Source organism: Erythrobacter sp. JB1-15 (assembly GCF_057365035.1).
Map to the genome: position 1 here is coordinate 2,693,886 of NZ_CP200295.1, position 25,157 is coordinate 2,719,042.

Annotated in this window: 23 protein-coding genes; 7 read left to right on the plus strand and 16 right to left on the minus strand. The window is 57.0% G+C overall.

Features of this window, described 5'->3' with window-relative positions; translation table 11 throughout:
- Positions 1–3: 3 nt before the first annotated feature.
- From rpoD to AC0V6L_RS13035, 3 genes are read right to left on the minus strand one after another with little or no spacing between them, the layout of a single operon-like run.
- Positions 4–2,028, minus strand: a complete 2,025-nt coding sequence (rpoD, locus tag AC0V6L_RS13025; RefSeq protein ID WP_486154617.1) for an RNA polymerase sigma factor RpoD — start codon at positions 2,026–2,028, stop codon at positions 4–6.
- 9 nt (positions 2,029–2,037) lie between these two features.
- Positions 2,038–3,963 (minus strand): DNA primase, encoded by a 1,926-nt coding sequence (dnaG, locus tag AC0V6L_RS13030; RefSeq protein WP_486154618.1) that lies wholly within the window; start codon positions 3,961–3,963, stop codon positions 2,038–2,040.
- 60 nt (positions 3,964–4,023) lie between these two features.
- Positions 4,024–4,476, minus strand: coding sequence for a GatB/YqeY domain-containing protein (locus AC0V6L_RS13035; protein ID WP_486154619.1), 453 nt, complete (start codon positions 4,474–4,476; stop codon positions 4,024–4,026).
- 153 nt (positions 4,477–4,629) lie between these two features.
- Here AC0V6L_RS13035 and carA point away from each other — a divergent pair, with 153 nt between their 5' ends.
- From carA to greA, 4 genes are all read left to right on the plus strand, one after another.
- Positions 4,630–5,832, plus strand: coding sequence for a glutamine-hydrolyzing carbamoyl-phosphate synthase small subunit (gene carA / locus AC0V6L_RS13040; RefSeq protein ID WP_486154620.1), 1,203 nt, complete (start codon positions 4,630–4,632; stop codon positions 5,830–5,832).
- Complete coding sequence (locus tag AC0V6L_RS13045) at positions 5,832–6,365, plus strand: hypothetical protein (protein WP_486154621.1); 534 nt, start codon at positions 5,832–5,834, stop codon at positions 6,363–6,365. Before carA ends, AC0V6L_RS13045 begins: the two co-directional genes overlap by 1 nt.
- Complete coding sequence (gene carB / locus AC0V6L_RS13050) at positions 6,365–9,712, plus strand: carbamoyl-phosphate synthase large subunit (protein WP_486154622.1); 3,348 nt, start codon at positions 6,365–6,367, stop codon at positions 9,710–9,712. Before AC0V6L_RS13045 ends, carB begins: the two co-directional genes overlap by 1 nt.
- A gap of 122 nt (positions 9,713–9,834) precedes the next feature.
- Entirely contained in the window at positions 9,835–10,311 is a 477-nt protein-coding gene (gene greA, locus AC0V6L_RS13055) for a transcription elongation factor GreA (RefSeq protein WP_486154623.1), read from the plus strand.
- A 30-nt stretch (positions 10,312–10,341) separates the two neighbouring features.
- Here greA and AC0V6L_RS13060 read toward each other — a convergent pair whose 3' ends face one another.
- The 6 genes from AC0V6L_RS13060 to AC0V6L_RS13085 form a co-directional block, all read right to left on the minus strand.
- Positions 10,342–10,830, minus strand: a complete 489-nt coding sequence (locus AC0V6L_RS13060) for a GNAT family N-acetyltransferase (protein ID WP_486154624.1) — start codon at positions 10,828–10,830, stop codon at positions 10,342–10,344.
- 22 nt (positions 10,831–10,852) lie between these two features.
- Entirely contained in the window at positions 10,853–11,083 is a 231-nt protein-coding gene (locus tag AC0V6L_RS13065) for a DUF4170 domain-containing protein (RefSeq protein WP_486145994.1), read from the minus strand.
- 122 nt (positions 11,084–11,205) lie between these two features.
- Positions 11,206–11,787, minus strand: coding sequence for a glycine zipper domain-containing protein (locus AC0V6L_RS13070; RefSeq protein WP_486154625.1), 582 nt, complete (start codon positions 11,785–11,787; stop codon positions 11,206–11,208).
- Positions 11,780–12,208 carry a hypothetical protein gene (locus AC0V6L_RS13075; protein ID WP_486154626.1) on the minus strand — a complete coding sequence of 143 codons (429 nt, stop codon included), beginning with the start codon at positions 12,206–12,208 and terminating at the stop codon, positions 11,780–11,782. Before AC0V6L_RS13075 ends, AC0V6L_RS13070 begins: the two co-directional genes overlap by 8 nt.
- A complete protein-coding gene (locus AC0V6L_RS13080) occupies positions 12,205–12,729 on the minus strand; it encodes a phage holin family protein (protein ID WP_486154627.1) in 525 nt (174 codons plus the stop codon). Before AC0V6L_RS13080 ends, AC0V6L_RS13075 begins: the two co-directional genes overlap by 4 nt.
- Before the next feature lie 38 nt (positions 12,730–12,767).
- Positions 12,768–13,400: a hypothetical protein gene (locus AC0V6L_RS13085; protein WP_486154628.1), complete on the minus strand. Its 633-nt coding sequence runs from the start codon at positions 13,398–13,400 to the stop codon at positions 12,768–12,770.
- 214 nt (positions 13,401–13,614) lie between these two features.
- Here AC0V6L_RS13085 and eno point away from each other — a divergent pair, with 214 nt between their 5' ends.
- Positions 13,615–14,904 (plus strand): phosphopyruvate hydratase, encoded by a 1,290-nt coding sequence (gene eno / locus AC0V6L_RS13090; protein WP_486154629.1) that lies wholly within the window; start codon positions 13,615–13,617, stop codon positions 14,902–14,904.
- Here eno and AC0V6L_RS13095 read toward each other — a convergent pair.
- From AC0V6L_RS13095 to AC0V6L_RS13125, 7 genes are all read right to left on the minus strand, one after another.
- Positions 14,901–15,515 carry a MarR family transcriptional regulator gene (locus tag AC0V6L_RS13095; RefSeq protein ID WP_486154630.1) on the minus strand — a complete coding sequence of 205 codons (615 nt, stop codon included), beginning with the start codon at positions 15,513–15,515 and terminating at the stop codon, positions 14,901–14,903. The two genes, eno and AC0V6L_RS13095, sit on opposite strands and share 4 nt — an antisense overlap.
- A 309-nt stretch (positions 15,516–15,824) precedes the next feature.
- The gene (ribH, locus tag AC0V6L_RS13100; RefSeq protein WP_486154631.1) at positions 15,825–16,247 is read right to left on the minus strand and encodes a 6,7-dimethyl-8-ribityllumazine synthase; all 423 of its coding nucleotides are present in this window, start codon (positions 16,245–16,247) and stop codon (positions 15,825–15,827) included.
- 3 nt (positions 16,248–16,250) lie between these two features.
- Positions 16,251–17,498, minus strand: a complete 1,248-nt coding sequence (gene ribB, locus AC0V6L_RS13105; protein ID WP_486154632.1) for a 3,4-dihydroxy-2-butanone-4-phosphate synthase — start codon at positions 17,496–17,498, stop codon at positions 16,251–16,253.
- A 190-nt stretch (positions 17,499–17,688) separates the two neighbouring features.
- Positions 17,689–18,429, minus strand: coding sequence for a LuxR C-terminal-related transcriptional regulator (locus AC0V6L_RS13110; protein ID WP_486146012.1), 741 nt, complete (start codon positions 18,427–18,429; stop codon positions 17,689–17,691).
- 176 nt (positions 18,430–18,605) lie between these two features.
- Complete coding sequence (locus AC0V6L_RS13115) at positions 18,606–19,289, minus strand: PIG-L deacetylase family protein (protein ID WP_486154633.1); 684 nt, start codon at positions 19,287–19,289, stop codon at positions 18,606–18,608.
- Positions 19,289–20,194, minus strand: a complete 906-nt coding sequence (locus AC0V6L_RS13120) for a methionyl-tRNA formyltransferase (RefSeq protein WP_486154634.1) — start codon at positions 20,192–20,194, stop codon at positions 19,289–19,291. Before AC0V6L_RS13120 ends, AC0V6L_RS13115 begins: the two co-directional genes overlap by 1 nt.
- 4 nt (positions 20,195–20,198) lie before the next feature.
- Positions 20,199–21,401, minus strand: a complete 1,203-nt coding sequence (locus tag AC0V6L_RS13125; protein ID WP_486154635.1) for a glycosyltransferase family 4 protein — start codon at positions 21,399–21,401, stop codon at positions 20,199–20,201.
- A 388-nt stretch (positions 21,402–21,789) separates the two neighbouring features.
- Between AC0V6L_RS13125 and AC0V6L_RS13130 the strand changes: the two genes are divergently transcribed.
- Both AC0V6L_RS13130 and AC0V6L_RS13135 read left to right on the plus strand, forming a co-directional pair.
- Complete coding sequence (locus tag AC0V6L_RS13130) at positions 21,790–23,916, plus strand: polysaccharide biosynthesis protein (RefSeq protein WP_486154636.1); 2,127 nt, start codon at positions 21,790–21,792, stop codon at positions 23,914–23,916.
- Positions 23,913–25,154, plus strand: a complete 1,242-nt coding sequence (locus tag AC0V6L_RS13135; RefSeq protein ID WP_486154637.1) for a DegT/DnrJ/EryC1/StrS family aminotransferase — start codon at positions 23,913–23,915, stop codon at positions 25,152–25,154. The genes AC0V6L_RS13130 and AC0V6L_RS13135 overlap by 4 nt, the downstream gene beginning before the upstream one ends.
- The last annotated feature ends 3 nt before the right edge of the window (positions 25,155–25,157 follow it).

Here is a 25,157-nt window from a genome sequence, read left to right on the forward strand (position 1 = left end):
CTATCACTGATCCAGGAACGAGCGCATTTTGCGCGAACGGCTCGGATGCTTAAGCTTACGCAAAGCTTTCGCTTCAATCTGGCGAATACGTTCGCGCGTAACCGAGAACTGCTGGCCGACCTCTTCAAGCGTGTGATCGGTGTTCATGCCGATGCCAAACCGCATACGCAAAACGCGTTCTTCGCGCGGGGTCAGCGATGCGAGGACGCGGGTGACGGTCTCTTTGAGGTTAGCTTGGATCGCGGCATCCACAGGGATGATCGCGTTCTTGTCCTCAATGAAATCACCCAGATGCGAATCTTCCTCGTCCCCGATGGGGGTTTCAAGGCTGATCGGCTCTTTGGCGATTTTCATGACCTTGCGCACTTTTTCAAGCGGCATGGAAAGGCGCGCTGCCATTTCTTCCGGTGTCGGCTCGCGGCCTTCCTCGTGGAGGAACTGGCGGCTTGTGCGCACGAGTTTGTTGATCGTCTCGATCATGTGCACCGGAATACGGATCGTGCGGGCTTGGTCAGCGATAGATCGCGTGATCGCCTGCCTGATCCACCATGTCGCATAGGTCGAGAATTTGTAGCCGCGGCGATATTCAAATTTATCGACCGCTTTCATCAGGCCGATATTCCCTTCCTGAATAAGGTCGAGGAATTGCAGGCCGCGATTGGTGTATTTTTTGGCGATGGAAATCACGAGGCGAAGGTTGGCTTCCACCATTTCCTTCTTCGCGATGCGCGCCTCACGCTCGCCTTTTTGCACCATGTTCACGATGCGGCGAAATTCGGGAAGCGCCATGCCGGTGTTCGCTGCAATATCAGCGATTTCGGTGCGGATGCGTTCGATGGCGGAGGCTTCTTTCTCAGCGAAAGCGGCCCATTTCTTATCTTTTTTGGCGTTGGCGTAAATCCAGCTGTCATCGAGCTCATTGCCAACATAGCTTTTGAGGAAATCGATCCGCTTGATCTTATGACGCTCCGCCAAACGCAGCATCTGGCCGCCCAGCGCGGTGAGGCGGCGATTGAAAGCATAGAGGTTGTCGACCAGAAATTCGATTTTCGTGGCGTGGAACTGCATGCTTTCCACCTCAGCAGTCAGCTCATCGCCAAGATTTTCGTATTTCTTCTCTTTCGCCTTGGGAAATTCATTGCCAACCGCCAAAGTGTCGACGCGTTCGGCCTGCAATTTCTCAAAGGTTTTGAACAGCTTGGTGATGCGGGCAAACCGCTCGATCGCATCGGGTTTAAGCGCGGCTTCCATCTGCGCGAGTGAAAGAGTGTTGTCCTCTTCCTCTTCATCGTCGCGCTTTTTCTCAGAGCCTTCGCCCTCTTCGCCCTCTTCGCCTTCCTCTTTGTGATCCTCGACCTCTTCATCCTCACGGATGGTGGGGCCAGCGGTCTCTTCAGAGATTGTACCGTCGTCTTCCTCGTTCTCCTCCTCCATCTTGTCTGGCGGAGGTTCCTTGGAAAGCATGGCATCCAGATCAAGAATTTCGCGCAATTGCATGTCTTCTGCATTGAGCGCTTCAGACCATTGGATGATCGCGTGGAAAGTGATCGGGCTTTGGCACAGGCCCATAATCATCATGTCGCGACCGGATTCGATCCGCTTGGCAATCGCGATCTCACCTTCGCGGCTGAGCAGCTCGACAGCGCCCATTTCGCGCAGATACATGCGCACCGGATCATCGGTGCGGTCACCGGTTCCGGTTTTCTTGGCCGCAGGCTTGGCATCTTTTTTGGCGTCTTTCTTGTCGCCAGCACCAACCTGCATTTCTTCCACTTCGGATTCGGCTTCCGCCTCGGCCTCTGCTTCCTCGTCATTCTCGACGATCTGCACGCCCATTTCCGACAGAGCGGTCTGGACATCTTCGATCTGATCTGGGCTCATTTCACCCGATGGCAAAGCTTCGTTCAGCTCGTCATAAGTGACATAGCCTTTCTTCTTTGCCTTGGTGATGAGCTTTTTGATTGATGCCTCATTGAGGTCAATCAGCGGAGCATCTTCTTTATCCTGAGATTTCGCGCTCGTTGCCATATATCGCTATCAATCCATTGCCCGGTCTTGAGCAGAACCGTCTGCCCGCGCCGATGTTAATTCCGATGCCGCCTGATCGGCAGCCAGGGTGGTGTCACTTTCGTCGCTATCGGCAGGAGAGGCGTTGCGCCGTCCAAACGCTTTCAAACGATCATTAACTAAAGTCAGCTGTGTGCGGAGCCGTTCCTGTTCAGCAAAGGCCCCTTCGGGATCCTCATCAAAACGCGCGACCGTTGCTGCCATAGCAGCTTCGAGCGCTGGCTTTTGGGCCAGCAGCGACACAGCTTCAGCCAGTTGATCGCGCGCTTCAGCGGGTTGGGCGCCGTCTCGGAGAAAGGCGTATTTACGAGTATCCGCTGGGGCGATTTGGCCTTGATCTAGCGATATGGCCATTTTGCTGCCTGAATCAAGGGTGTCTGACAGGTCTATCAGCGATTCTATTGCAGCTGTGCTTTGCGGGTCGGCCTGAGCAAGCTGGATCAGCGCGCGGGAATGACGCTCTATCTGGTCGGGATGGCGCAGGAATCCGGCGAGCACGGCCTTTAAAAGGTTGTTATCGAGGCTGTTCGCCAAAACCCCCTGAAGCGCAGCGCGCGCATCGTTGGACAAACGGGCAGGGGCCATGGGTTTGCCGCGCCATTCGCCTTTGTTCATTTTGCGCGGTTCGCGCGGGGGATAGGCGAATGCTGAAAACCGATCGAGCAATTCGCGCCGGTACAGCGCTTTGATGTCGCCATCGGCGATTGTATCGACATGCTGCATCAGCCGCGCTTTCAATCCCGCTTTCGCCTCGGGCGTATCGAGCGGTTGGGCATCGCGTTCGGCAATCCAGATCGCATCGAGCAGGCTTTGCGGATTGGCAAGCAGCTTTTCCATCGCGTGCGGGCCTTGCTGTTTGACAAGGTCATCCGGATCAAGGCCTGCGGGCAATCGCACTATGCCAAGCGAGCGCATCGGGGCGAGCATAGGCAAAGCGCGCGATATGGCCCGCATAGCGGCGCGCTGTCCGGCTTTATCCCCGTCAAAACACAAGATCGGCACTTCAACCATGCGCCACAGCATTTCGAGCTGCGTTTCGGTAAGAGCGGTGCCAAGCGGTGCAACGCTGTCGGTAAAGCCCGCCTGGTGCAGCGCGACGACATCCATGTAACCCTCAACCACGATCACGCGGCCGGTCTGGCGTGAGGCGGTGGAGGCGCGGTGGAGGTTGTAAAGCGTGCGGCCCTTGTCAAACAGCGGCGTATCAGGCGAATTGAGATATTTCGCCACGCCGTCGCGCTTGGCCAGAATGCGCCCGCCAAACGCGATCACCCGTCCGCGCGCATCCTGAATGGGCAGCATCACCCGCCCGCGGAACCGGTCATAGGAGCTGCCATCATCGGTGTTGATGCGCATTCCGCTTGTCGCCAGCATCGCCGGATCGAATTGCGAGAGCGCTTTGGCAAGGGCCTGTTTGTCTTCGGGCGCATAGCCAAATCCAAACTCGCGCAAAATCTCGCGCGTCAGCCCGCGCCGTTTGAGATAATCGAGCGCCTCGCGCCCATCAGCGCCGCGTAAATTATCGACAAACCAATCCTGCGCGGCAGTGGTCACATCGACGAGCTCCGCGCGTTTCTCCGCCTTCTTGGCTGCGACAGGATCGGGCGCAGGCACTTCCATGCCCGCTTCAAGCGCGAGTTCCTTGATCGCATCCATAAAGCCAAGCCCGCGTTGCTCGATCATCCATGTGATGACATCGCCATGCGCGCCGCAGCCAAAGCAGTGATAGAACTGCTTTTGATCGTTCACATAGAAGCTGGGCGTTTTCTCATCATGAAACGGGCAACACCCGGCCCATTCGCGCCCCTTTTTGACGATTTTGGTCGTGCGCTGAACAATGGTGGACAAGGTTACGCGCGCGCGCAGTTCGTCTTTCCATTGCGGGGTGATGGCCATGGCGACAAAGTGCGCCCGCCGCGCTCGCAATTCAAGCGGGGTGTGTGAATATGTCTGTGGTCAAGACAGCGCGGCTTTCACCATTCCGCTCGCCAGCTTGCCGTCCAGCACGGCGCCATGGCGCTTTTTCAATTCGCCCATCACGCTGCCCATATCTTTCATCGAGGACGCGCCAAGCTCGGTTTTGATCGCATCAATGGCGGCTGCGGTTTCTGCCTCGCTCATCATCTGGGGCAGGAATTCCTCGATCACGCCAAGCTCTGCCTGCTCATTCGCTGCGAGTTCAGCGCGGCCGCCTTTTTCGTACATCTCAATCGATTCGCGCCGCTGTTTGGCCATCTTTTGCAAGACACTGGTGACCAGCGCATCATCGTCGATGTCCTTGCCAGAGGTGCGCTCTTCGATATCGCGGTCCTTAATCTTGGCCGATATCTGGCGAAGGGTCGCGGTGCGCTCTTTCTCTTTCGCTTTCATTGCGGTGATGGTGGCGGCTTTGATGTCGTCTCGGATCATGGCTGTTTTCAAACTTTGCTGTGGATGAGTGGATGCATAAGCGCGGCCTAACGCACATTGCGATGGAAACCTAGGTTGACGCGGGCCATGTGCAAGCTTAGCCGGTGAGACTTAGCGACATTGCTGGAAAAACCTTTTTGAACGGAGCGCCCCATGGCCCCATCCGCCTCTACCCCTGCGCAGCCTGACGGCGCGACAGGTTGTCTTGTTCTGGCCGATGGCAGCGTGCTGTGGGGCCGCGGATTTGGCGCATCTGGCACAGCCGTGGGCGAGGTGTGCTTTAACACCGCGATGACCGGCTATCAGGAAGTGATGACCGATCCGTCTTACGCAGCGCAGATTGTCACGTTCACATTCCCGCATATTGGCAATGTCGGAACCAACAGCGAAGATGTGGAAAGCGCTGTGGATAAGTCTGTGGAAAGCGCAGTGGGCTGCGTCACGCGCGAGGATGTCACAGCGCCATCAAACTTTCGCAGCGTGGATGGTTTTTCCGACTGGATGGCGCGCCATGGCAAGATTGGCCTGTCCGGCATTGATACGCGCAGCTTAACTCGGCGCATCAGGCAATCGGGCGCGCCCAATGCGGTGATTGCGCATGAAGCATCGGGCCAGTTTGATATTCCCGCTTTGCTTGCTCAAGCGCAGGATTGGGCCGGGCTTGAAGGGATGGACCTTGCCGCGCGGTCCACCCGGCAAGCGTCACAGAAATGGGAAGGCGGGTATTGGCGGCTTGGCACAGGCTATGGCCGTGCAGATTGGTCAAACAAACCGCATGTGGTCGCGATTGATTACGGCGCAAAAGACAACATCTTCCGCAATCTGGCGCGGGCAGGCGCGCGTGTGACGGTGGTGCCTGCTAAAACAGCGCTGGAAGAGATCCTTGCGCTGGACCCTGACGGCGTGTTCCTGTCCAACGGCCCCGGCGATCCGGCGGCAACAGGCGTTTATGCGGTGCCGGTTATCAAGGCTCTGCTGGAACGCGATGTGCCGATGTTCGGCATTTGCCTAGGCCACCAGATGCTCGCATTGGCAGCGGGAGCAAAAACGGTAAAAATGCACCAAGGCCACCGCGGCGCAAACCATCCCGTGCAGCGCGTGGGTGAAGGCTGGGGCGAGAGCGCCGGTGTGGTCGAGATCACCAGCATGAACCACGGCTTTGCCGTCGATGCGAACACTTTGCCCGATACGCTGGAGCAAACCCATGTGAGCCTGTTCGACGGCTCCAATTGCGGGATCGCGGTGAAAGGCAAGCGCGCTTTCGGCGTGCAATACCACCCCGAAGCATCGCCGGGCCCGCAGGACAGTTTCTACCTGTTTGAGAAGTTTGTTGGGGGGCTGGGGGATCAGCCATAATGCGCGTGCGCCTCGCCATCCTCCTTTTGCCCTTAACCCTCCCGGCATGCTCCATCCTCTTTCCCGAAGACTGGCGCGATGTTGCCGAATCCACCGACGAGTGCGCCGCGCGCATGGCCTCCACCAAGTCGGCGCGTGATTTTCGCAATGCGGGTATTGATAGCGGGGTTTGGGTGCCGACCTTCACTTATGACATCACCAAGCTTGATCTGGATGCAATCAATGCGCTCAGCGTGGCAGGCAGTGATGAAAAGGCTGGGCGGCGCAATATGACCAGCACCAATGAAACCTCCACCGCTGTCGATCAATTCATGGCGCAATCGGTCGATGAAAAAGGCGCGTTTTTCCTTGGCAAAGACCCCGCGCTTTACCGAGTGCGCGGCGCGGCCGTGTCGCATGATGCAATCGTGCGCGCCGGGTGCGAGCGCCAGCAGGACGGCATGCGGCTGATTGCTTTCACCGTGAGCGCACCCGCCGCTAAGCCTGCTTCCAAGCTCAATTCAGACACCTCGAATGATGAGACCCCTCAATAATGCCCAAGCGTAACGACATATCCTCAATCCTCGTCATTGGCGCTGGTCCCATCATTATCGGGCAGGCGTGTGAGTTTGATTATTCGGGCACACAGGCGATCAAGGCACTGAAAGAGGAGGGGTACCGCGTCGTTCTGGTCAACAGCAATCCAGCGACCATCATGACCGACCCGGAATTTGCCGACGCGACTTACATTGAACCGATCACGCCAGAAGTTGTCGCCAAGATCATCGCCAAGGAAAAGCCCGATGCTCTGCTGCCGACCATGGGCGGGCAAACGGCGCTCAACTGCGCTCTGGCACTTGATGAAATGGGTGTGCTGGCCGAGCACGGTGTCGAGATGATCGGGGCCAAGGCGGACGCCATCGACAAGGCGGAAAACCGCCAGCGTTTCCGCGAGGCGATGGATTCGATCGGTCTGGAAAGCGCGCGTTCGGGTGTGGCAAACACGCTGGAAGAAGCGCGCATGATTTTGGAGCGCACCGGTCTTCCCTCAATCATCCGGCCCAGTTTCACCTTGGGCGGCACTGGCGGCGGGATCGCTTATAACAAGGCCGAGTTTGACAAGATCGTGTCCGAGGGCCTCGATGCATCACCCACAACCGAAGTGCTGATCGAAGAATCGCTGCTCGGCTGGAAAGAATACGAGATGGAAGTCGTCCGCGACAAAGCGGACAATGCGATCATCATTTGCTCGATTGAGAATGTCGACCCGATGGGGGTTCACACCGGCGATTCCATAACGGTCGCGCCCGCTTTGACGCTTACGGACAAAGAATATCAGATCATGCGCAACGCCTCACTCGCCTGCCTGCGCGAGATAGGCGTCGAAACCGGCGGATCGAATGTGCAGTTTGCGGTCAATCCGGCAGACGGGCGGCTCATCATTATCGAGATGAACCCGCGCGTGTCGCGTTCCTCGGCGCTTGCATCCAAAGCAACCGGTTTTCCCATCGCCCGCGTCGCTGCGAAACTGGCGGTCGGATACACTCTGGATGAGATCACCAATGAGATCACCGGAGCAACGCCCGCCAGTTTTGAGCCGACTATTGACTATGTCGTGACCAAGATCCCGCGCTTTGCGTTTGAGAAATTCAAAGGCGCACAGGCATCGCTTTCCACCGCGATGAAATCGGTGGGCGAGGTGATGGCGATAGGGCGCAATTTCGCCGAATCGATGCAAAAAGCCCTGCGCGGGCTGGAAACAGGGCTCGACGGGTTCAACCGGGTGCGAGAGCTTGAAGGCGTGTCGCGCGATGTCGTCACGGCGGCCATCACCAAGCGCACGCCTGACAGGCTGTTGAAAGTGGCCCAGGCCATGCGTGAGGGATTGAGCGTTGAGGAAATTGGCGCGCTTACTGGGTATGATCCCTGGTTCCTTCGCCAGATTGAGGCGATTATTGCTGCTGAGGCGGATATTGCGACAAACGGTCTGCCCCAGGATGCGCAAGGTTTGCGGCGGCTGAAATCCATGGGTTTTTCCGATCAGCGATTGGCCAATCTTGCCGTCCGCTCTGTCGGGGTGAAAGGCGGGCTAGCCGAAACGCAGGCGCGCCGATCCGGGCTGCTGCACGATGCGCTTCAGGCGATGGCCGGAGCCACCAGCGAAGACGAAGTGCGCGCGCTGCGCCAGCGGCTTGGTGTGCTGCCCGTGTTCAAGCGGATCGACAGCTGCGCCGCCGAATTCGAAGCGATCACGCCGTATATGTATTCAACCTATGAAGCCCCAAGCTTTGGCGAGCCCGAATGCGAAGCCGCACCGTCTGACCGGCGCAAGATTGTCATCCTGGGCGGCGGACCGAACCGGATCGGGCAAGGGATCGAGTTTGACTATTGCTGCGTGCATGCCTGCTTTGCGTTGGGCGAGGAATGGCCAAAGGGTGCCAATCCTGCCGAAGCGTTCGAGACCATCATGGTCAATTGCAATCCCGAAACGGTCTCAACCGATTACGACACGTCTGACAGGCTGTATTTTGAGCCGCTGACTGGTGAGGATGTTCTCGAAATCCTCCGGGTTGAACAGCAATCGGGCGAGCTTGTGGGTGTGATCGTGCAGTTTGGCGGGCAGACCCCATTGAAACTCGCTCAGGCATTGGAGGATGCAGGCATCCCGATCCTTGGCACCAGCCCTGATGCGATTGACCTTGCCGAAGACCGCGAACGCTTTGCCAAACTGGTCAATCAGCTAGGTCTTAAACAGCCCGATAACGGCATCGCCTATAGCCGCGATGAAGCCGCTGCTGTCGCGGCGCGGATCGGTTATCCGGTGCTGCTGCGCCCATCCTATGTGCTGGGCGGGCGCGCGATGGAAATCGTCGATTCCGAAGCGCAATTGGATGACTACATGCGCACAGCCGTCCAGGTGTCAGGCGAAAGCCCGGTGCTGGTCGATCAATATCTGCGCGATGCGATTGAATGCGATGTCGATGCTTTGTGCGATGGCAATGAAGTGCGCATTGCAGGCGTGATGCAGCATATTGAGGAAGCCGGGGTCCATTCAGGCGACAGCGCCTGCACTTTGCCCGCCTATTCGCTGCCCGCTGACATTATCGCGGAAATGGAGCGGCAGGCCGAAAGTCTTGCCATGGCGCTCGGTGTGCGCGGATTGATGAATGTTCAGTTCGCGGTGAAAGAGGGCGAGGTCTATCTCATCGAGGTGAACCCGCGCGCCAGCCGCACGGTCCCCTTTGTCGCCAAAGCCATCGGACAGCCAGTCGCCAAAATCGCCGCGCGCGTGATGGCAGGCACTCCTTTGAGCGAATTTGAACCGTTCAAGCGCGATCTTGACTATATGGCGGTGAAAGAGGCGGTGTTCCCCTTCAGCCGTTTCCCCGGATCCGATCCTGTTTTGACCCCCGAGATGAAATCAACGGGCGAAGTGATGGGGATTGATCGCAATTTTGACACCGCATTTCTTAAATCTCAAATGGGCGCAGGCATGGTCCTGCCGACATCCGGCACTGTGTTTGTATCGGTCAAGAACACCGACAAATCAGTTATCCTGCCGGGCGTAAAAAGCCTTCTTGAACAAGGGTTTGATGTCGTCGCCACCGCTGGCACCCAAGCGTATCTGGCGCAGCAGGGTTTGGATGTTGAGCGAGTAAACAAGGTCGCCGAGGGGCAGCCGCATATTGTTGACCGGATCATTGATGGCGACATCGCCTTGATCTTCAACACGACCGAGGGGTGGCAGTCTTTGCTCGACAGCAAATCAATCCGGCAGGCCGCTTTGGAGAACAAAGTGCCCTATTACACCACCGCTGCGGCATCGATCGCATCGGTGGGAGCAATCAGCACAATTTCGCAGGAACTTGAAGTTCGTTCTCTTCAGGACTATTACAGCTAGGCAATTGCAGCCCTTTTCCGACATTTCATAGTCCGACAGGCCGTTCCGGCAGGAGCGACCATGGCTTTGGGATGTGGGTGATTTTGAATGTGCCAGGTCTGCGTCAGAAGGAAGAAAAGGTAATGGCGACGATGGAAAAAGTTCCAATGTTGGCTGAAGGGTATGAGCAGTTAACCGCTGACCTCAAAACTCTGCGCGAGGAACGTCCCCGGATTGTCGACGCGATTGAAGAAGCGCGCGCGCACGGCGATCTTTCCGAAAATGCGGAATATCACGCCGCTAAAGAGCGTCAGGGCCAGGTCGAAGCCATGATCGGCGATCTGGAAAGCAAGATCAGCCGTGCGCAGATCATCGATCCGGCAAGTTTGAGCGGCGACCGCATCGTATTTGGCGCGACCGTCACTTTGCTTGATGATGACGACAAGCCGATCAAATATCAGATCGTCGGTGAAACCGAGGCGGATGCAACCAAAGGGCGCATTTCTTATTCATCGCCCATGGCGCGCGCGATGATCGGCAAGCAGGTCGAAGACGAGATTGAAGTCACTGTGCCAGCAGGCGACAAGTTCTATTTGGTCGACAAGATCGAATTTGTTTGAGGTTGAAAGCCTGATCGGCTGCAGCAATGCTCAGCCGATCCGCTTCTCCATCGCATAATTGTGGATGGCGACATCGCGGCCCTCGTGGCGAATAGTGAAGTCGCGCCTTTCGGTCACTGAGTATCCCGCACGTTCAAACGCCGGACGAGCCAGTTCGCTTGCCTCTGTGTAAAGGCGCGATAGGCCGCCTTTGGCAGCGTGGTCTGCCGCAGTCTGCAGCAAAGCATCAGCCAGTCCCTGCCGCGTATGATCGGGGTGGCAATACAGCATGTCGAGGTGCCCATCGGCCTCAAGCAGGGCGTAGGCGACCGCTTTTTGGTCTTCTCCCATTGCCACCCAGATATTGTCGCCCGCCTTTGCCCGTTCGGCAAAGCGCTCTGGCCCCGGATGGCGCGCTGCCCAGGCCGCTGTTTGCTCAGGGGTATACCGTGATGACCCGACAGCTTCGATTGCTGCAACGGTAAGCGCCGCAAGAGCATGGGCGTCGCTGAGGGCGAAAGGTCTGATTGAGTATTTCAAGGAGAGCGAGCGCCCGGCGGATTTACTCGCTTGGGGTCAGCAATTTGTGAATATGCACGACCACATATTTCATCTCAGCATCGTCAACTGTGCGCTGTGCCTGCGCTCTCCAAGCGTCCTCTGCTGCTTCGTAAGAGCTGTAGACCCCCACGACATGGACGCTTTCGGGATCGGCAAATTCATGCCCGCGCGGATCGGTAACGCGTCCGCCCATTACCAGATGCAAGCGCTGTTTTGTGGTGGTTTCTTCCATGGCAGGGTTCCGTTTTGATAGTGTTCCCCGGCGCGTTTAGCGCTGCTCAGCGGCGTGGCAAGGGCAAGCGTGTCGAATTTGGCAGCTCCCTTGGGCCGCGCTGGCTATTGCGGGACTGGATATCAGTTCGAAACGCGGTCCTTGATGGTGCGCACTGCGCGCTCTGCACGTCTGCGAGTGCGCTGCGAAACGGCGCGGGATTTGTCCGCGGCGGACCCTGCAAAATACTCAGCATCGCGCCGGACTTCGCGCGCTTTTGCAGAGGCATCATCGGAGATGTCCTCAAGTTTGTCGCGCCCTGTGCGCGCGCCATCAAGTGCGTTGTCGATCGCCTTGATACCGTAGGCAACTACGGCATCTGCTACCAAAGCACCGAAGGCCGTTCCGCGCTTTTTGGTGGCTGTTCCAACCGATTTGGCAGCGCCTGATGCAGCCCCGCTTACGGCATTTGCAGCGCCTGTGGCGGCGCCCTTGGCTGCTCTGCGGCCTGGCTGTGTCATCATCCCGATTACCAAACCAACCGCGATCGCGCCGCCCAGAACCGTCAGCGGATTGTCTTTCACATATTGCGTCGCCGCGCCTGCCGCATCGCTGGCCTGATCGGCCATGGTGCGCTCTGCTATGCGGCGTTCGCTGGCTTCGATTTTGGCGCGCAATTCATCGCGCGGGGCAGGGACGGGTACGGTTGCGGAGGGTTTAGTCATTGTCACTCACCATATTTGAAGCCTGCTCGTCTGGCTTGGCTTCGTGATTGTTCATTGGAGCTGCCGCCGCTGGCTGCGGCGCATCCTCGTCCAGCCCTGCTTCAGTCTCTTGTGCCGCTGTATCGTCTGTTTCGTTGTCGCTTGCTGAACCGAAACCCATTGCATTGAGAATGGGATCTTTGGCAAACCACAAGATGACCGCTGCGATAATAGCCGCGAGGATACCGCGGTTTTCCTCGGCATGAAATCTGGCGATCTCAAAGACGTCCTTGGCGCCGTCCCCAACCTTGTTGCCGACCCGCCCAGCGATGGCTTTGCCTGAAAGCGCTTCTTTGGTGTGCTCAATATCAGCCATCAAGACCATCTTGGCTGCATCGCGCATCGCTCTGTCTTCGACCAATTGCTCATCAAGCCGGCTCATGCTGCGTCATCCTTGGGCGGTGAGGCGAACAAACGGGCAATTTTCTGGCCGCTAGACTTCGCTTGCCAGCCCAAAAGCCCAACCAGAACCATCAATCCGCCCACCACAATGGCAATCGCGCCCCAAGTGGTCACCAAAGGGGCGAGTGCAATCACCAGACCTACGGCAAGCGCCAAGAACGCTATGTGAAGCAGAACAATAGCCAAGACGACACAAACAGCGGTGATCGCAATGGTGCGGCCTGTCAGCTTTGCGCGCGTTTTTTGAAACGCCAGTTCAGCCTCAGCATAGGTGCGCCCATCATCAATCAGGGCCGCTATTTCGCCGGTGATCGTATCATCGAAAGAAGTTTGGGGCGGGGCGGTCTCCGCTTCCCCGGGGACTGCGCCCTGTGCGCTTGGCTCGCGCGCGTTGGCTTCGCCCGTGGGGACATATGCGCCGTGCAGCGGTGCAGCCGGGTCCGGGTTGGAACCAGCTGCACCTGCATTAGCATTGGCGGCCAGTCTGCCGTCACCGCTCATAGTTTGGTTGTTTTCAATGGGAGAGCTGTTGATCTGGCTCAGTCGCGCGATCCGCGGAACATTCGCGCCACAAGAAAGCCTGCAACCGCTGCGATACCAACGGCGACACCGGGGCTTTTGCGGACAAATTCGCGCGCATCTTCGCCCAACTCATCGACGCTTTTCGCTTCGAGCTTTGCCGAGGTTTCAGCCAATGTGCGCGAAGCCTTGCGAGCGTAATCGCCATATTGTTCGCCCAAACGCTCATCAATCTGTCCAGCGGTATCGCCAACGACCTGACCAAGCGAGGCGATGCCATCGCTGACCGCGCTTTTGCCATCAACGGCCAATTCGCCAGCCCGGCTCATCGCCTTGTCGCCATATTGTTTGGCATCGTTCACGAGTGTGTCTCCTTTGTTTTTGGCCTGATCGCGGTAGGCATCAGCGCGATCGCCCGCTTCTGCACGCAAAGCCTGCGCGCCTGCTTTTGCCTCTTCAAGCGCAGCGTTAAAGCGGCTTTTTGCCTCAGCAGTGCCAGTTGTCGCCGCGCTGGCAGCTTTGCCATTGGCGGCTTTTGCCGAAGGGGCCTTTTTCGCGGATGCCGTAGATTTGGTTGCCGTCTTCTTCGCAGCGGGTTTGCGCGTGCTTGCGGTTTTGCGTGTGGTCGTTTTGGTTGTTTTCGTCTCAGCCATGAGCTTTGTCTTGCCTTCTGATTGCGTGAATTTCCAGTGTTTAAACGCATGCAGATGCGTTTGTAGAGTTAACGCATCTTGCACCGATTGTTTCCGGCGAATAGGGCACCGGTGAAATTGGAGCATTGCATTACCGCGGTGCTGCTGACTTTTCAGAATCGCTGCACCTTAAGGTGTTTTACCTCTATACTACACATTGAGCCAGGAGCCAAATATGACCGCGATCATCGACCTGCACGGGCGTGAGATTCTTGACAGCCGGGGCAATCCCACAGTTGAGGTTGATGTGCTGCTCGATGATGGCAGTTTTGGCCGCGCGGCCGTGCCATCGGGCGCTTCAACCGGCGCGCACGAGGCGGTTGAGCTTCGCGATGGCGATGCGGGACGCTATATGGGAAAAGGCGTTCTGGGCGCGGTGAACGCCGTCAACAATGACATCCGCGATCTTTTGGTTGGCGCGTTTGATGCAGAAGACCAGCGTGATGTTGATCTGGCGATGATCGCGCTTGATGGCACCGATAACAAAAGCAGGCTTGGCGCAAACGCCATTCTGGGCACCAGCCTCGCCGTGGCCAAAGCCGCTGCCAATGCGCGCGGATTGCCGCTCTATTCCTATCTGGGCGGAGTGTCAGCGCATGTGCTGCCCGTGCCGATGATGAATATCATCAATGGCGGCGAACACGCTGACAACCCGATTGATATACAGGAATTCATGGTGATGCCTGTGGGCGCAGATAATCTTGCCGAGGCGGTTCGGTGGGGTTCCGAAATCTTCCACACGCTGAAAAAGGGCCTGAGCGAGAAAGGCCTTGCGACCTCTGTGGGCGATGAAGGCGGATTTGCCCCCAACCTTGCGAGCACGCGCGCCGCGCTCGATTTTATTATGGAATCGATCACGCGTGCCGGTTTTACTCCGGGCGATGATGTCGTCCTCGCGCTCGACTGCGCGGCCACCGAGTTTTTCCGCGATGGCAAATATGAAATTTCGGGCGAAAGCCTGAGCCTCGATCCTGAAGGCATGGCGCAATACCTTGCCCAATTGTGCAAGGATTATCCCATCCGATCAATCGAAGACGGGATGAGCGAAGATGACTTTGCAGGCTGGAAAGCGCTCACCGATATGGTGGGCGACAGCGTGCAATTGGTGGGCGATGATTTGTTTGTGACCAATCCCGCGCGGCTGTCTGATGGGATCGATCAGGGGCTTGCCAATTCGCTGCTCGTAAAAGTCAATCAGATCGGGACGCTGACCGAGACTATGGCTGCGGTCGATATGGCGCACCGTGCGCGCTACACATCTGTGATGAGCCACCGTTCGGGCGAAACCGAAGATGCCACCATTGCTGATCTTGCCGTGGCGACCAATTGCGGACAAATCAAAACCGGGTCGCTCGCACGGTCGGACAGGCTGGCCAAATACAATCAGCTCATCCGCATCGAAGAAGAATTGGGCGACAGCGCGATCTATGCCGGGCGAGGGTGTTTTGGATCGCTGAAGGGTTAAGCGGAGGCTTTATTCAGGCGCCTGGCGACATTGGCAAAATGGGTGTCCATCGCCTCCACCGCTCTATCGGTTAGACGCACCAGAACCCGGCGCTGATCCTCGGGATCATGCTCGCGCGCGATCAGTTCGTGGCTTTCGAGCACGCCAAGCCACCGCAATCCGGTCGTGGGAGGCGAAGCGGAACCGATACAGGCGCTCGAAACGGAAACTAGCTTATCGTCGGCATGCGCGATGTAGAGGTCGAGCAGGATATCCCAAGCTGGCTCGCCAAAGATCACGTCATTGGTGAATATGCCAGTGCGCTGCCGCCTGATTGCATAAGCATCGCGTGCCATTTGGGCGTAGATTTGCCGTGTGGCTGATTGGCCTTGGCGGTTGGCCTGTAACGATTTTTGAGCGATCCGAGGGCTCGATTGGGTTGGTTCGTTGGAGGCTGGGCTATCGATGTTGGAAGCCTCAGGCGTACCGGTATCCTGACTTCGTAAAGCCTGGGCAATGGCGATCAGTTGTTCTGCGAAAGGGCGGAGGTCTACAGGATCGTCCTCAAAAGCGGCGGCGCCGTCGGAGCTGCGCGATATGATTGAGGCGATTTGGCCGTCATCAAGATCCACGACGGTTCTCCGCAAGCTGACTACGCAGCCCTTTCAAACTGGAGGACTTCATCATCTTGGAAGACTTCGCAAGCAGTGTTGCGGAACAATCGCCGTGCGTGCCTTGCAATAAAACTGCGACACTAGACATTGAGAGCTATTACACCTCCATTTGCGCGTAAGAAATATGTGCTTCATTTCTTCGCATCGATTGAGGGTATGTTCTTAGTCTATTGTGCGGATGGGGGCATTAAGGATAACTGCGTAAGATACATCCATATTGGAGAAGGCAGCCTGCTTTTTGGCGAAATCCTGGTCTTGAGCAGAGCCTTACCGGCCAAACCTGCTAGCCAAATCCAGCAGCGCCAAGGCTGCCTTGGCCGCTTCGCCGCCTTTGTCCTTTTGTTCAGGATCAGCGCGAACGAGCGCCTGCGCTTCGTTTTCGACCGTCAGAATGCCATTGCCAATGGCAATACCATCCATCGTTAACGCCATGATGGCGCGCGCGCTTTCTCCTGCCACAATTTCGAAGTGATAGGTTTCACCGCGGATCACGACGCCAATGGCGACGAAGCCGTCAAATTCGCCGCTTTCCGCCGCAAGAGCGATAGCGCCGGGTATTTCGAGCGCGCCGGGCATTGTGAGGATTTCGACCTCATGGCCTTCAGCTTCCAAAGCAGCGCGAGCACCTTTGATAAGCATGTCATTCAGGCCTGCGTAAAAGCGGGCTTCGACGATTAGAATGCGTGACATTGGTTACTCCGGAATGGGTTTGTGGCCAGAAATCGTGAGGCCATAGCCTTCGATGCCGACAAGATCGGGGCGGGAATTGGATAGCAATATCATGTCATTAACGCCCAAATCTACGAGAATTTGTGAGCCAATGCCGATATTGCGAATTTCTTCGTCGTGGCTCCATTCGCTGCCGCCAATGCGGCTTGTGATAATAACAATCACGCCCGAACCATGTTCCCCGATCGCGTCCATGGCGCGCTGCAAAGTGCGTTTGCGCGGACCAGGTTGGCCCAGCACATCATCGAACACCGAAATGGGATGAACCCGGGCCAGAGTGGGATTTGCAGGATCTACATGCCCTTTCTGCAAGACATACGCCTCGGTGTTGGCCACTCTATCGCGGTAGGTGATGAGCCGCCATTGCCCGCCATAATCGCTTTCAAAACTGCGCTCACCCAGTCGGTCCACAAGATGATCGTTGCGCATCCGGTAGGCGATCAAGTCGCGGATGGTGCCAATTTTCAGATCGTGCTTGCGCGCAAAACTGACGAGATCGTCGAGGCGGGCCATTGTCCCATCCTCATTCATAATCTCGCAGATCACGCCGCTGGGATTAAGCCCCGCAATGCGCGATATATCGACCGCTGCTTCGGTATGGCCGGCCCGTACCAAGGTACCGCCATTGCGCGCAGCCAGGGGGAAGACGTGGCCCGGCGTCACAATATCGGCGGCGCCCTTGGTGGCATCAATTGCGACCGACACCGTACGTGCGCGGTCTGCGGCGGAGATCCCCGTGGTCACGCCCTCCTTCGCCTCGATTGAGATAGTGAAGGCGGTTTGCATGCTTTCGGTGTTGTTGCGTGTCATCGGCTCAAGCCCAAGCTCGTCAACACGCTTCTGATCGAGCGCAAGGCAGATCAGCCCGCGCCCATGGGTCGCCATAAAGTTGATTGCGGCAGGTGTTGCCATTTGTGCCGGGATAATAAGATCGCCTTCATTTTCGCGATCTTCGTCATCGACAAGGATATACATCCGCCCATTTCGCGCTTCGTCGATGATCTCTTCGATGGGGACCAGGACGGGCTTATCGTCATTCGCATCAAGAAACTCAGAGAGCTTCGCCAGCGTTTCTGCCGTGGGGTTCCAGTCATCCTCGGTGCAGTCACGCAAGGTGTTGGCGTGAAGGCCGGACGCGCGCGCCATGCCTGCCTTGGTCATTTGACCGGTGGTGATGAGGTTGCGAACGCGTGTGATGGTGGATGTGCTCATGCTTGCACAATATCACATTAAAATGTGCAATCAAGCTATCAATTGCGCCAAGGGTAATCGATCTCTGGTGGAGCCGGTCTTGCAAATGCCCAATAAGAGCAATGCAAACGAAACAGCCGCTGACACACGTTAATGTGTCAGCGGCTGCGAACCGCGTTCTATCTCAGTGGAACCTGTCCGAAAGTCCCGATCAAACAGCGATGGGACGCTGTTCGTCAAAGTCGGCTTTGTTATCCTGAAGCTCGTCGGCGGAGACCACCAGTTCGGGCTTCTTCAGATCGACGCCATTATTGACCGCCCAAATGGCCGCTTGCGTGCGGTTTTGAACGCCAAGCTTGCGCAAAATGGCCTTTACATGGACTTTCACTGTGGCTTCGCTGATGTTGAGATGACCTGCGATCACTTTGTTGGGCGAACCCAGGATCAGATACCGCAGCGTCTCAATCTCGCGCTCTGACAACAAAGTCACAAGCTCACGCTGGGACATGGCCGGCAATGTGCCACGAGCCCATCGGCGCGGCAGGCCAAGAGCGAGTTCGCTCGGCATGACCTTTTCGCCCATGTGAACCAGTTTCAGCGATTCAATCAGCGGCTCGCAAGCAATACGCTTGACGATATAGCCATCAACGCCTGCCCGGAATGCACCGACCATTGCGTCAAAATCGAAATCATTGCTGAGCACCACAAGACGCGCATCAGGAAGTTCTTCCTGCAATTGCTCCACTTCAGAGCAAAGATTGTCGTCCTCGTTCTCATCCAAAATGATTAGACGCGGGCATTCATCGCGCTGCGTCTTCTCAAGCAGTCCGAGACTGGAATCGTGTGACTCTGTGACAGAGAAAACGTCACCATTTAGAATTCTTCGCATGCCCTCTCGGGCTAATGTATTTCTACTAACAATTGCGACTGGTACGCATGCACCGTTTTCCATCGCATAACCTCCTTCGAGATAAACCCCTGCGACCCGAAGAATCCGCTCCCAAGCGGCTGTTGACCTTGGTTTTTTTGTTTAGTGCTATGAAAAGCCCGCTAAGGGAAATGCCCTTGCGATGTCGAGTCTCATTTTGGCACAGGAAACACCATAAAGTTGTAGGCGTTTACCTCTGGTTAGGCGATCTCTCGAATCAGCATAAAACCCTCGGCTGCGTCCAGAAAAGCCGTTGATCCCCTAAGGGTTGCGAGCGCCTCGATCGTTTTGAACGACCTCTCATCAGGGGTAGGCTTGACCTGACTTTTGAAGCAGGCGAACGCTTTCAGCTTGCGATCAAGGGTGTGGGTAACATCAAAAAAAACGTTCGGAATGAATGTTTCTGTGATGCCAGGGGCTGCCCAATTGGTCTCTGAGAGTGTTTCGTAAGCATAAACGCGATTCGGAATATCCCTCGAACGCGGTCTTGCGGCGACGAGTGCTGCAATAAAGATCAGTTGATGATCGCGATGGATATCGCCGATAAATGGAATGAACAAAGTGTCGGGCTGAACCTCGTTCACAATCCGGCCAATCGCGGCATTGATTTGAGATCCTGGCAGCGTGTCGAGCGCAGCGGCGGGCAGGTCGCAAAAATGGCATTGTTTCACTCTCAGCAATTTATGCGCTTCGGCTAACTCGGCTCTTACTTGCGTCACCAGGCTTTCGGGAAAGGCAGGCTCGAACCCTTTGGTGATGACGGCAACATGCACTTCGTGCCCCGCATCAGCGAGCCGCGCCATCGTTCCGCCGCACCCCAGCACTTCGTCATCAGGGTGGGGGGCAATCACCAGAACTTTGCCCAAATGTGATATATCGCTCATCAATCGCGTCCCAACACTGCATGCATGCGCAAAGGTTTGTCTCCGGTCAGTTCCCAGTCTGTGGCGCGGATAAGGCCGTCGCCGGTGAGCACGTCGAAGCTGTTTTCGCTCATCGCAACGATCTGACCCGGCACCGCGTGATGGATGGCGCAGGCTTCAAAATCCGCCTCCCAGATCACGAGTTTTCCATCGCCGATATCGCAGAACGCGCCGGGATAGGGCCTGCCTACCGCTCGGATAAGGCGATCAATGGCCTCAGCTGGCTGGTGCCAATCAATCCGGCCATCTGCGGGCCTGCGACGCGCAGCAAACGTTGCACAGCTTTCGTCCTGCACTTCGCGCCGTGGATTGTCGCTGGCAAGCTCGTTCAAAGCCCCGCCAACCATCGCTTCGAGAGCAATCATGTGTTTGTCATACAAAGTTCGCGCTGTTTCGCGCGGGGCTACGTGGAAGAAACGCTGCGCAAGGATCGCGCCGGTATCGGTACCGCCATCCATCCAGAACAGGGTTGCCCCGGTGATCTTTTCATCTGCAATGATCGTCCATGGCAAAACTGCGCGCCCGCGCATTCGGGGAAGCGGTGCGGGGTGATATCCGATGATCCGATCAGGGCAAATGCCGAGAAATTCATCCCGGCAAATCTGCGACCAGCCAATCACGAAGATATAATCGGGAGCCGCATCGCGCATGGCTTTGATGGCGTGATCATCGTTGATATTGCGGACATGAAGCACATCAACCCCATGCTCGCGCGCAAGAGGGGCCAGATCGACAAAATCGGAATGCCGTTTTGACAATTCAGGTTCGAGCGTAGCCACAAGCACAAGCTCGCACCCCGATGCCGCAATCATCGCGCGCATCGCGCATTCGGTGCTGTCGACCGCGCCTACAAGAGCCACTCGCATCGTCTTATTGCGCCTGGCTAGCGAACTGGCCCGCATTTGGTTTTGCTGGGGACGGCTTCACATTGGCATCGGGCGCATCGTGCGGGCGGGTCAGGTGCATTTCATCCATCAGCAAGGCGTTGACGAGGCGCACATCGTATACCGTCTCTGCCAGATGGCGCGAATGCGCGCCCATTTGTTTGACGAGGGCCGGGTCTGCGGCAAGTTTCCCCATAGCCTCGGCCAAGCTTTCAGCGCTGCGCGGTTTAACGAGAAAGCCGTTTTTGCCATCGGCAACCGCATCGCGGCATCCAGGCATATCGGTTGTGACAACCGCGCGGCCCACCGCCAGCGCCTCAAGGATCGTGCGCGGCAGACCTTCGCGGTAATAGGTTGGCAATACGAACACATGTGAGCTAGCGAGAAAGCTGGGCACATCGTTGGTCTCTGGTATCACCTCGACCGGGTAATCGCGCTTGAGCCTTTCGAGGTCACTTTCATTCAGTCCGGTTGGATTGGCAGGTTCGGGCCGGCCAATCAGACTGAAACGCGCATCGGGAAATTTTGCGGCAAGTGATTTTGCGGCCTCGGCATATTCCCATACCCCTTTATCGCGCATCAGTCTGCCGATCATCAGGAACCGGATGGGTTCTTGAGGGGGAGGGGTGGTGGTGAACCGTTCAAGATCAACGCCAGATCCCGGCACTTGGAGGACAGGCGCTTTGGCATCGGTTATGCCTGCATCAAGCATGTCTTGTTCATCGTCTGAGTTGAACACGAATATTCGCTCAGCCTTGGCGAGGCCGGATCGATAAAGGCGGCAGAACACTGTCTTCAAAAGATTGCGCCCTTCAGCCGCCTCGCTGAATAGGTATCCAAGCCCTGACATCAGCGCGTAATACCGTTTGATCCCGGCAATCCGGCAGGCAATCCCGCCATAGATGATCGGTTTCTGCGTGTAAGCGACCACCACGTCAGGTTCATGCGCGCGCAGCATTTTTACATAGGCGTTGATGGTTTGAAGGTCGGCAATGGGGTTTGTGCCCGTGCGCGCCATTGGCACGATCTCAAATGCAATGCCCATTTCGGAGAGCTTTTCGCGCACTCGCGGATCATCATCGGGCGCAACCGCGACTACCTGATGGCCCGCTTTGCGCATCTCTGCCAGCAAAGCCCCGCGAAAATTAATGAGCGAGAATGCCAGGCTCGATAGAACAACGATTTTCACCGAAGAGCTCCTTGTCGCGGTCACCCGCAATTGCTGTCGCGGCTGACCGCGCTTTAATTTCCAATGTCTGCTTTGCCGCGAGGGCGGGTAAAGGGAAAGCTGCATTCAGTGGCATAAACCAAAGAATTTCTGCGCCCGGATTGGCCTTTCACAGAGCCATAGGAGAAGGCAACCTCTCGTTTGGGGAGTGCCCCGCTCATCCTTTCGCGCAGATCGCGTTCTCTCCCTGATTGCCAAAGGCTCACGTTATGCCCTTCTGGCTAATGGCTTGATGAGCAAGTGCAGCCTTGATCAAGGCCGGGTACTTAAGAAACCGTGAAATTGTATGGGCGTTGTCCGGGGAGTTCTCGGGCCACAAACGCCCAAGGATTGGGAAAGCAGTATCTTCATGGACACTCCTGCTGACGATACAGGTCCGGCAAATGTGGCAGCAAAGCTGGAGGCTGCGGAAAGAACGCCCGGCCGTTTGACCCGGTGGTCGCGCCTGTTTGCTGATACATTCGGCATCGTGCCTGCGTTTATGTGGCGCAAGATGATCCGGCTTGCCGGCGTGATGTCGCTTGACCTTGTTGCGGTGGCGGGCACGTTCCTGCTGCTGCTGCCATTCGTTCAGCCGCGCGTGACGCTGACAGGTATGCTCGACACGTTGCCGCTGCTTGCATTGTCGGCGAGCGCGTTGACTGTTGCGCTGCTGTATCTGAGCGGGCTTTACCGGCGCAGCTGGCGATTTACGTCCTTGTCCGATTGCGTCGCGATGGGTTTCAATATCGGCTTTGCGCTGGCGATCACTTGGTCTGCGATCTGGTGGTCGATTGGCAGCCCGCGCAGTTTGGGCGATATTGCGTTGTTGGGCTTGCTGCATTTCTGCCTTAGCTTCCTCACTATGCAGGTCATGCGCCTGTCGCGCCGGGCAATTCGGTATCTGCCGCTTGGCAATGTGTCGGGCGGGCGCGGTGCATCGCAAGTGGAGCGCCAGAATGTGATCTTGGTTGGCCCTGCCAATTGGGCCGAATCCATCATAAAATTCAGCAATTCGGAAGCGATGGCTCCGGTTCAGGCTGTTGGTGTGCTGCTACCCGAAGCTGATGGCCCGATTGTACAGATCCACGGCGTGCAGGTGCTCGGTTTTCCTGAGAACCTTCCCACCGCCATCGCAATATTGGAACAGCGCGGTCGCCGGCCTGAAAACATCGTATTGTGCGATGATGCGGTGAATATGAGCGCGCGCGAAATCGCCTCTATCACTGGCCGCGCGCGCGATCTGGGCATTACCGTTTCGCGCGTTGGTGATGATTGGGGCCAGCTTTTGGGCCGCTCCACCACGCCTAACCTTGATAAGCTTTCCACCGCAGACCTTTTGGGCAGACGCGAATTTGAGCTGCGCGAGGCGGCCATCTCGCAGCAGATTGCGGGCGAACCGGTGCTGGTCACCGGCGCTGGCGGCACCATCGGCAGCGAACTTGTGCGCCAATTGGCAGGGTTCAAACCCAGCAAGATCGTGCTGCTCGATCATTCCGAATACGGCCTTTACAATATCGAAAAGCAGATCCGTGAGGATTTCTCCGAGCAGAACCTTTCGATTGAGCTTTGCAATATTCGCAACCCCATCGAAGTGCGCCGCGTGTTTGAGCGGCACAAGCCAGCGATTGTGTATCACGCCGCCGCGCTTAAGCATGTTCCCATTGTCGAAGGCAATCCGTGCGCGGGCGTCCACACCAATGTGATCGGCACCAAGAATATTGCCGATGCCGTGTGCGAATTTAGCGTGCGTGCAATGGTTCAGGTTAGCACGGACAAAGCGGTGAACCCCGTCGGCATGATGGGCGCAACCAAGCGCGTGGGCGAGCTTTATGCCCAATCGCTCGATCTGTGCGGAATTGATGATCCGGATGCGCCGCGCTTTATGACGGTGCGGTTTGGCAATGTGCTGGGCTCGTCGGGTTCGGTTGTGCCCTTGTTCAAACGGCAATTGCTTGCAGGCGGTCCTTTGACCGTTACCCATCCCGATATTGAACGCTTCTTTATGACGGTTGGCGAAGCGGTTCAGTTGATCCTCGAAAGCTCCTCGCGAGCGCTTCAGGAGAACACGCCGCGCGGCCGCGTTATGGTTCTTGATATGGGTGAGCCGGTCAAAATCGTCGATTTGGCGAAACGGATGATCCGCATTTACGGGCTGGAACCCGATGTCGATGTCGCGATCTCCTTCACCGGGCTGCGTCCGGGGGAAAAGCTGTTTGAGGAATTGTTCGACAGCTGCGAGGAACAAGACGAATCGGACATTCCCGGTATTTTCGAAGCCTCGTCCAATCCCATCCCGCTGCCCTTTATCACGCGCGCGATTGAACAACTCGCGCTCGAAGTGGAAGCGGGCAATGACAGCAATGTGCGGCGCATAACGCATCATCTGACAACTCTGCCCAGCAGCGCTGGTAGTCTGGCAGGCTATGTCTCCAATTCCGAAGCATTTTGGCGCAGTCGCCGGTTCAAAACGGTTGAGGAGGTAAAGGCCCCATGATCCAGATCGCAGGCGCCATGCACACCGCTCCCGGCTTTGAAGAAGAATTGCCGCCGCCCGCCAAATCAAGCTGGCCGCGCCATGATGCGGATGAAGTCGCCGCCGTCACCCGCGTGCTGGAAAGCGGTCGCACCAATTCGCTGGTCCACGGTGATGAAAACACAGCGTTTCAAACAGAATTTGCAGATTACGTCGGAGTGCCCTTCGCGGTCGCAGTGAGTAACGGCACGGTGTCAATCGAACTCGCGCTGCGGGCTCTGGGGGTTGGGAAGGGCGATGAAGTTATCGTTCCGGCGCGAAGCTTCTTCGCCACCACCAGTGCAGTCGTCGCGGTTGGCGCTACACCTGTTTTTGCTGAAGTAGAGGGCGATACTCAGAATATCGACCCGGCCTCTGTTGAACGGGTCATCAGCGACAAGGCGCGGGCAATTGCCTGTGTCCATCTGGCAGGCCAGCCCTGCGATATGGACCGCCTTTGCGACATTGCGCAGCGGCATGACCTGTTCCTTATCGAAGATTGCGCGCAGGCGCACGGGGCGAAATGGCGGGGAAAACAGGTCGGATCGTTTGGCGATGCGGGCTCTTTCTCGTTTTGCACCGACAAGATCATGTCAACCGGCGGCGAAGGCGGCATGCTGGTGCTGCGTGATGAGAAGGTGTGGCGGCGAGCATGGGCCTATAAAGACCATGGCAAAGATCCCATCCGCCTCAAGGAAAAGACCAATTCTGCCCCCGGCGAATTTCGCTATTGTATTGATGATTTCGGCAGCAATTTCCGGATGACCGAAATGCAGGCCGCGATTGGCCGGGTGCAATTGGGTAAGCTTGATCAATGGGTCGAGCAGCGGCGCGAAAATGCCTGCGCATTGGTGACAGAGGCGACCAAGCATCCCGCCGTTTCCGCCATGAACACGCCGGATCACGCCTTTCATGCGTTCTACAAATGCTATGTCCTGCTTGATCTGGACGCATTGCCAGCGGGCGTTTCGCGAGCAGATGTTCTGGGCGGCCTAATGGCAGAAGGCATCGCTTGCGGCAGCGGATCGTGCCCGGATATGAGCCGCGAAGGTGCATTCTCCGATCTCGAAGTGCGCCGCGATGGCGATTTGGCGGCAAGCCATGCGATGGCAGCGCGCACGATCATGTTTCCGGTCGATCATACATTGTCGCGCGGAGACACGGCCCGCTATGGCCGCGCGCTTGTGAGCGTGCTTGACCGGCTTGAGAGTGAGGATTGAGGC

Bases quoted from the DNA above. Each gene is read 5' to 3' on its own strand.
- rpoD (WP_486154617.1), bottom strand. From the start codon at position 2,028: ATGGCAACGAGCGCGAAATCTCAGGATAAAGAAGATGCTCCGCTGATT.
- dnaG (WP_486154618.1), bottom strand. From the start codon at position 3,963: ATGGCCATCACCCCGCAATGGAAAGACGAACTGCGCGCGCGCGTAACC.
- AC0V6L_RS13035 (WP_486154619.1), bottom strand. From the start codon at position 4,476: ATGATCCGAGACGACATCAAAGCCGCCACCATCACCGCAATGAAAGCG.
- carA (WP_486154620.1), top strand. From the start codon at position 4,630: ATGGCCCCATCCGCCTCTACCCCTGCGCAGCCTGACGGCGCGACAGGT.
- AC0V6L_RS13045 (WP_486154621.1), top strand. From the start codon at position 5,832: ATGCGCGTGCGCCTCGCCATCCTCCTTTTGCCCTTAACCCTCCCGGCA.
- carB (WP_486154622.1), top strand. From the start codon at position 6,365: ATGCCCAAGCGTAACGACATATCCTCAATCCTCGTCATTGGCGCTGGT.
- greA (WP_486154623.1), top strand. From the start codon at position 9,835: ATGGCGACGATGGAAAAAGTTCCAATGTTGGCTGAAGGGTATGAGCAG.
- AC0V6L_RS13065 (WP_486145994.1), bottom strand. From the start codon at position 11,083: ATGGAAGAAACCACCACAAAACAGCGCTTGCATCTGGTAATGGGCGGA.
- AC0V6L_RS13070 (WP_486154625.1), bottom strand. From the start codon at position 11,787: ATGACTAAACCCTCCGCAACCGTACCCGTCCCTGCCCCGCGCGATGAA.
- AC0V6L_RS13075 (WP_486154626.1), bottom strand. From the start codon at position 12,208: ATGAGCCGGCTTGATGAGCAATTGGTCGAAGACAGAGCGATGCGCGAT.
- AC0V6L_RS13080 (WP_486154627.1), bottom strand. From the start codon at position 12,729: ATGAGCGGTGACGGCAGACTGGCCGCCAATGCTAATGCAGGTGCAGCT.
- AC0V6L_RS13085 (WP_486154628.1), bottom strand. From the start codon at position 13,400: ATGGCTGAGACGAAAACAACCAAAACGACCACACGCAAAACCGCAAGC.
- eno (WP_486154629.1), top strand. From the start codon at position 13,615: ATGACCGCGATCATCGACCTGCACGGGCGTGAGATTCTTGACAGCCGG.
- ribH (WP_486154631.1), bottom strand. From the start codon at position 16,247: ATGTCACGCATTCTAATCGTCGAAGCCCGCTTTTACGCAGGCCTGAAT.
- ribB (WP_486154632.1), bottom strand. From the start codon at position 17,498: ATGAGCACATCCACCATCACACGCGTTCGCAACCTCATCACCACCGGT.
- AC0V6L_RS13110 (WP_486146012.1), bottom strand. From the start codon at position 18,429: ATGGAAAACGGTGCATGCGTACCAGTCGCAATTGTTAGTAGAAATACA.
- AC0V6L_RS13115 (WP_486154633.1), bottom strand. From the start codon at position 19,289: ATGAGCGATATATCACATTTGGGCAAAGTTCTGGTGATTGCCCCCCAC.
- AC0V6L_RS13120 (WP_486154634.1), bottom strand. From the start codon at position 20,194: ATGCGAGTGGCTCTTGTAGGCGCGGTCGACAGCACCGAATGCGCGATG.
- AC0V6L_RS13130 (WP_486154636.1), top strand. From the start codon at position 21,790: ATGGACACTCCTGCTGACGATACAGGTCCGGCAAATGTGGCAGCAAAG.
- AC0V6L_RS13135 (WP_486154637.1), top strand. From the start codon at position 23,913: ATGATCCAGATCGCAGGCGCCATGCACACCGCTCCCGGCTTTGAAGAA.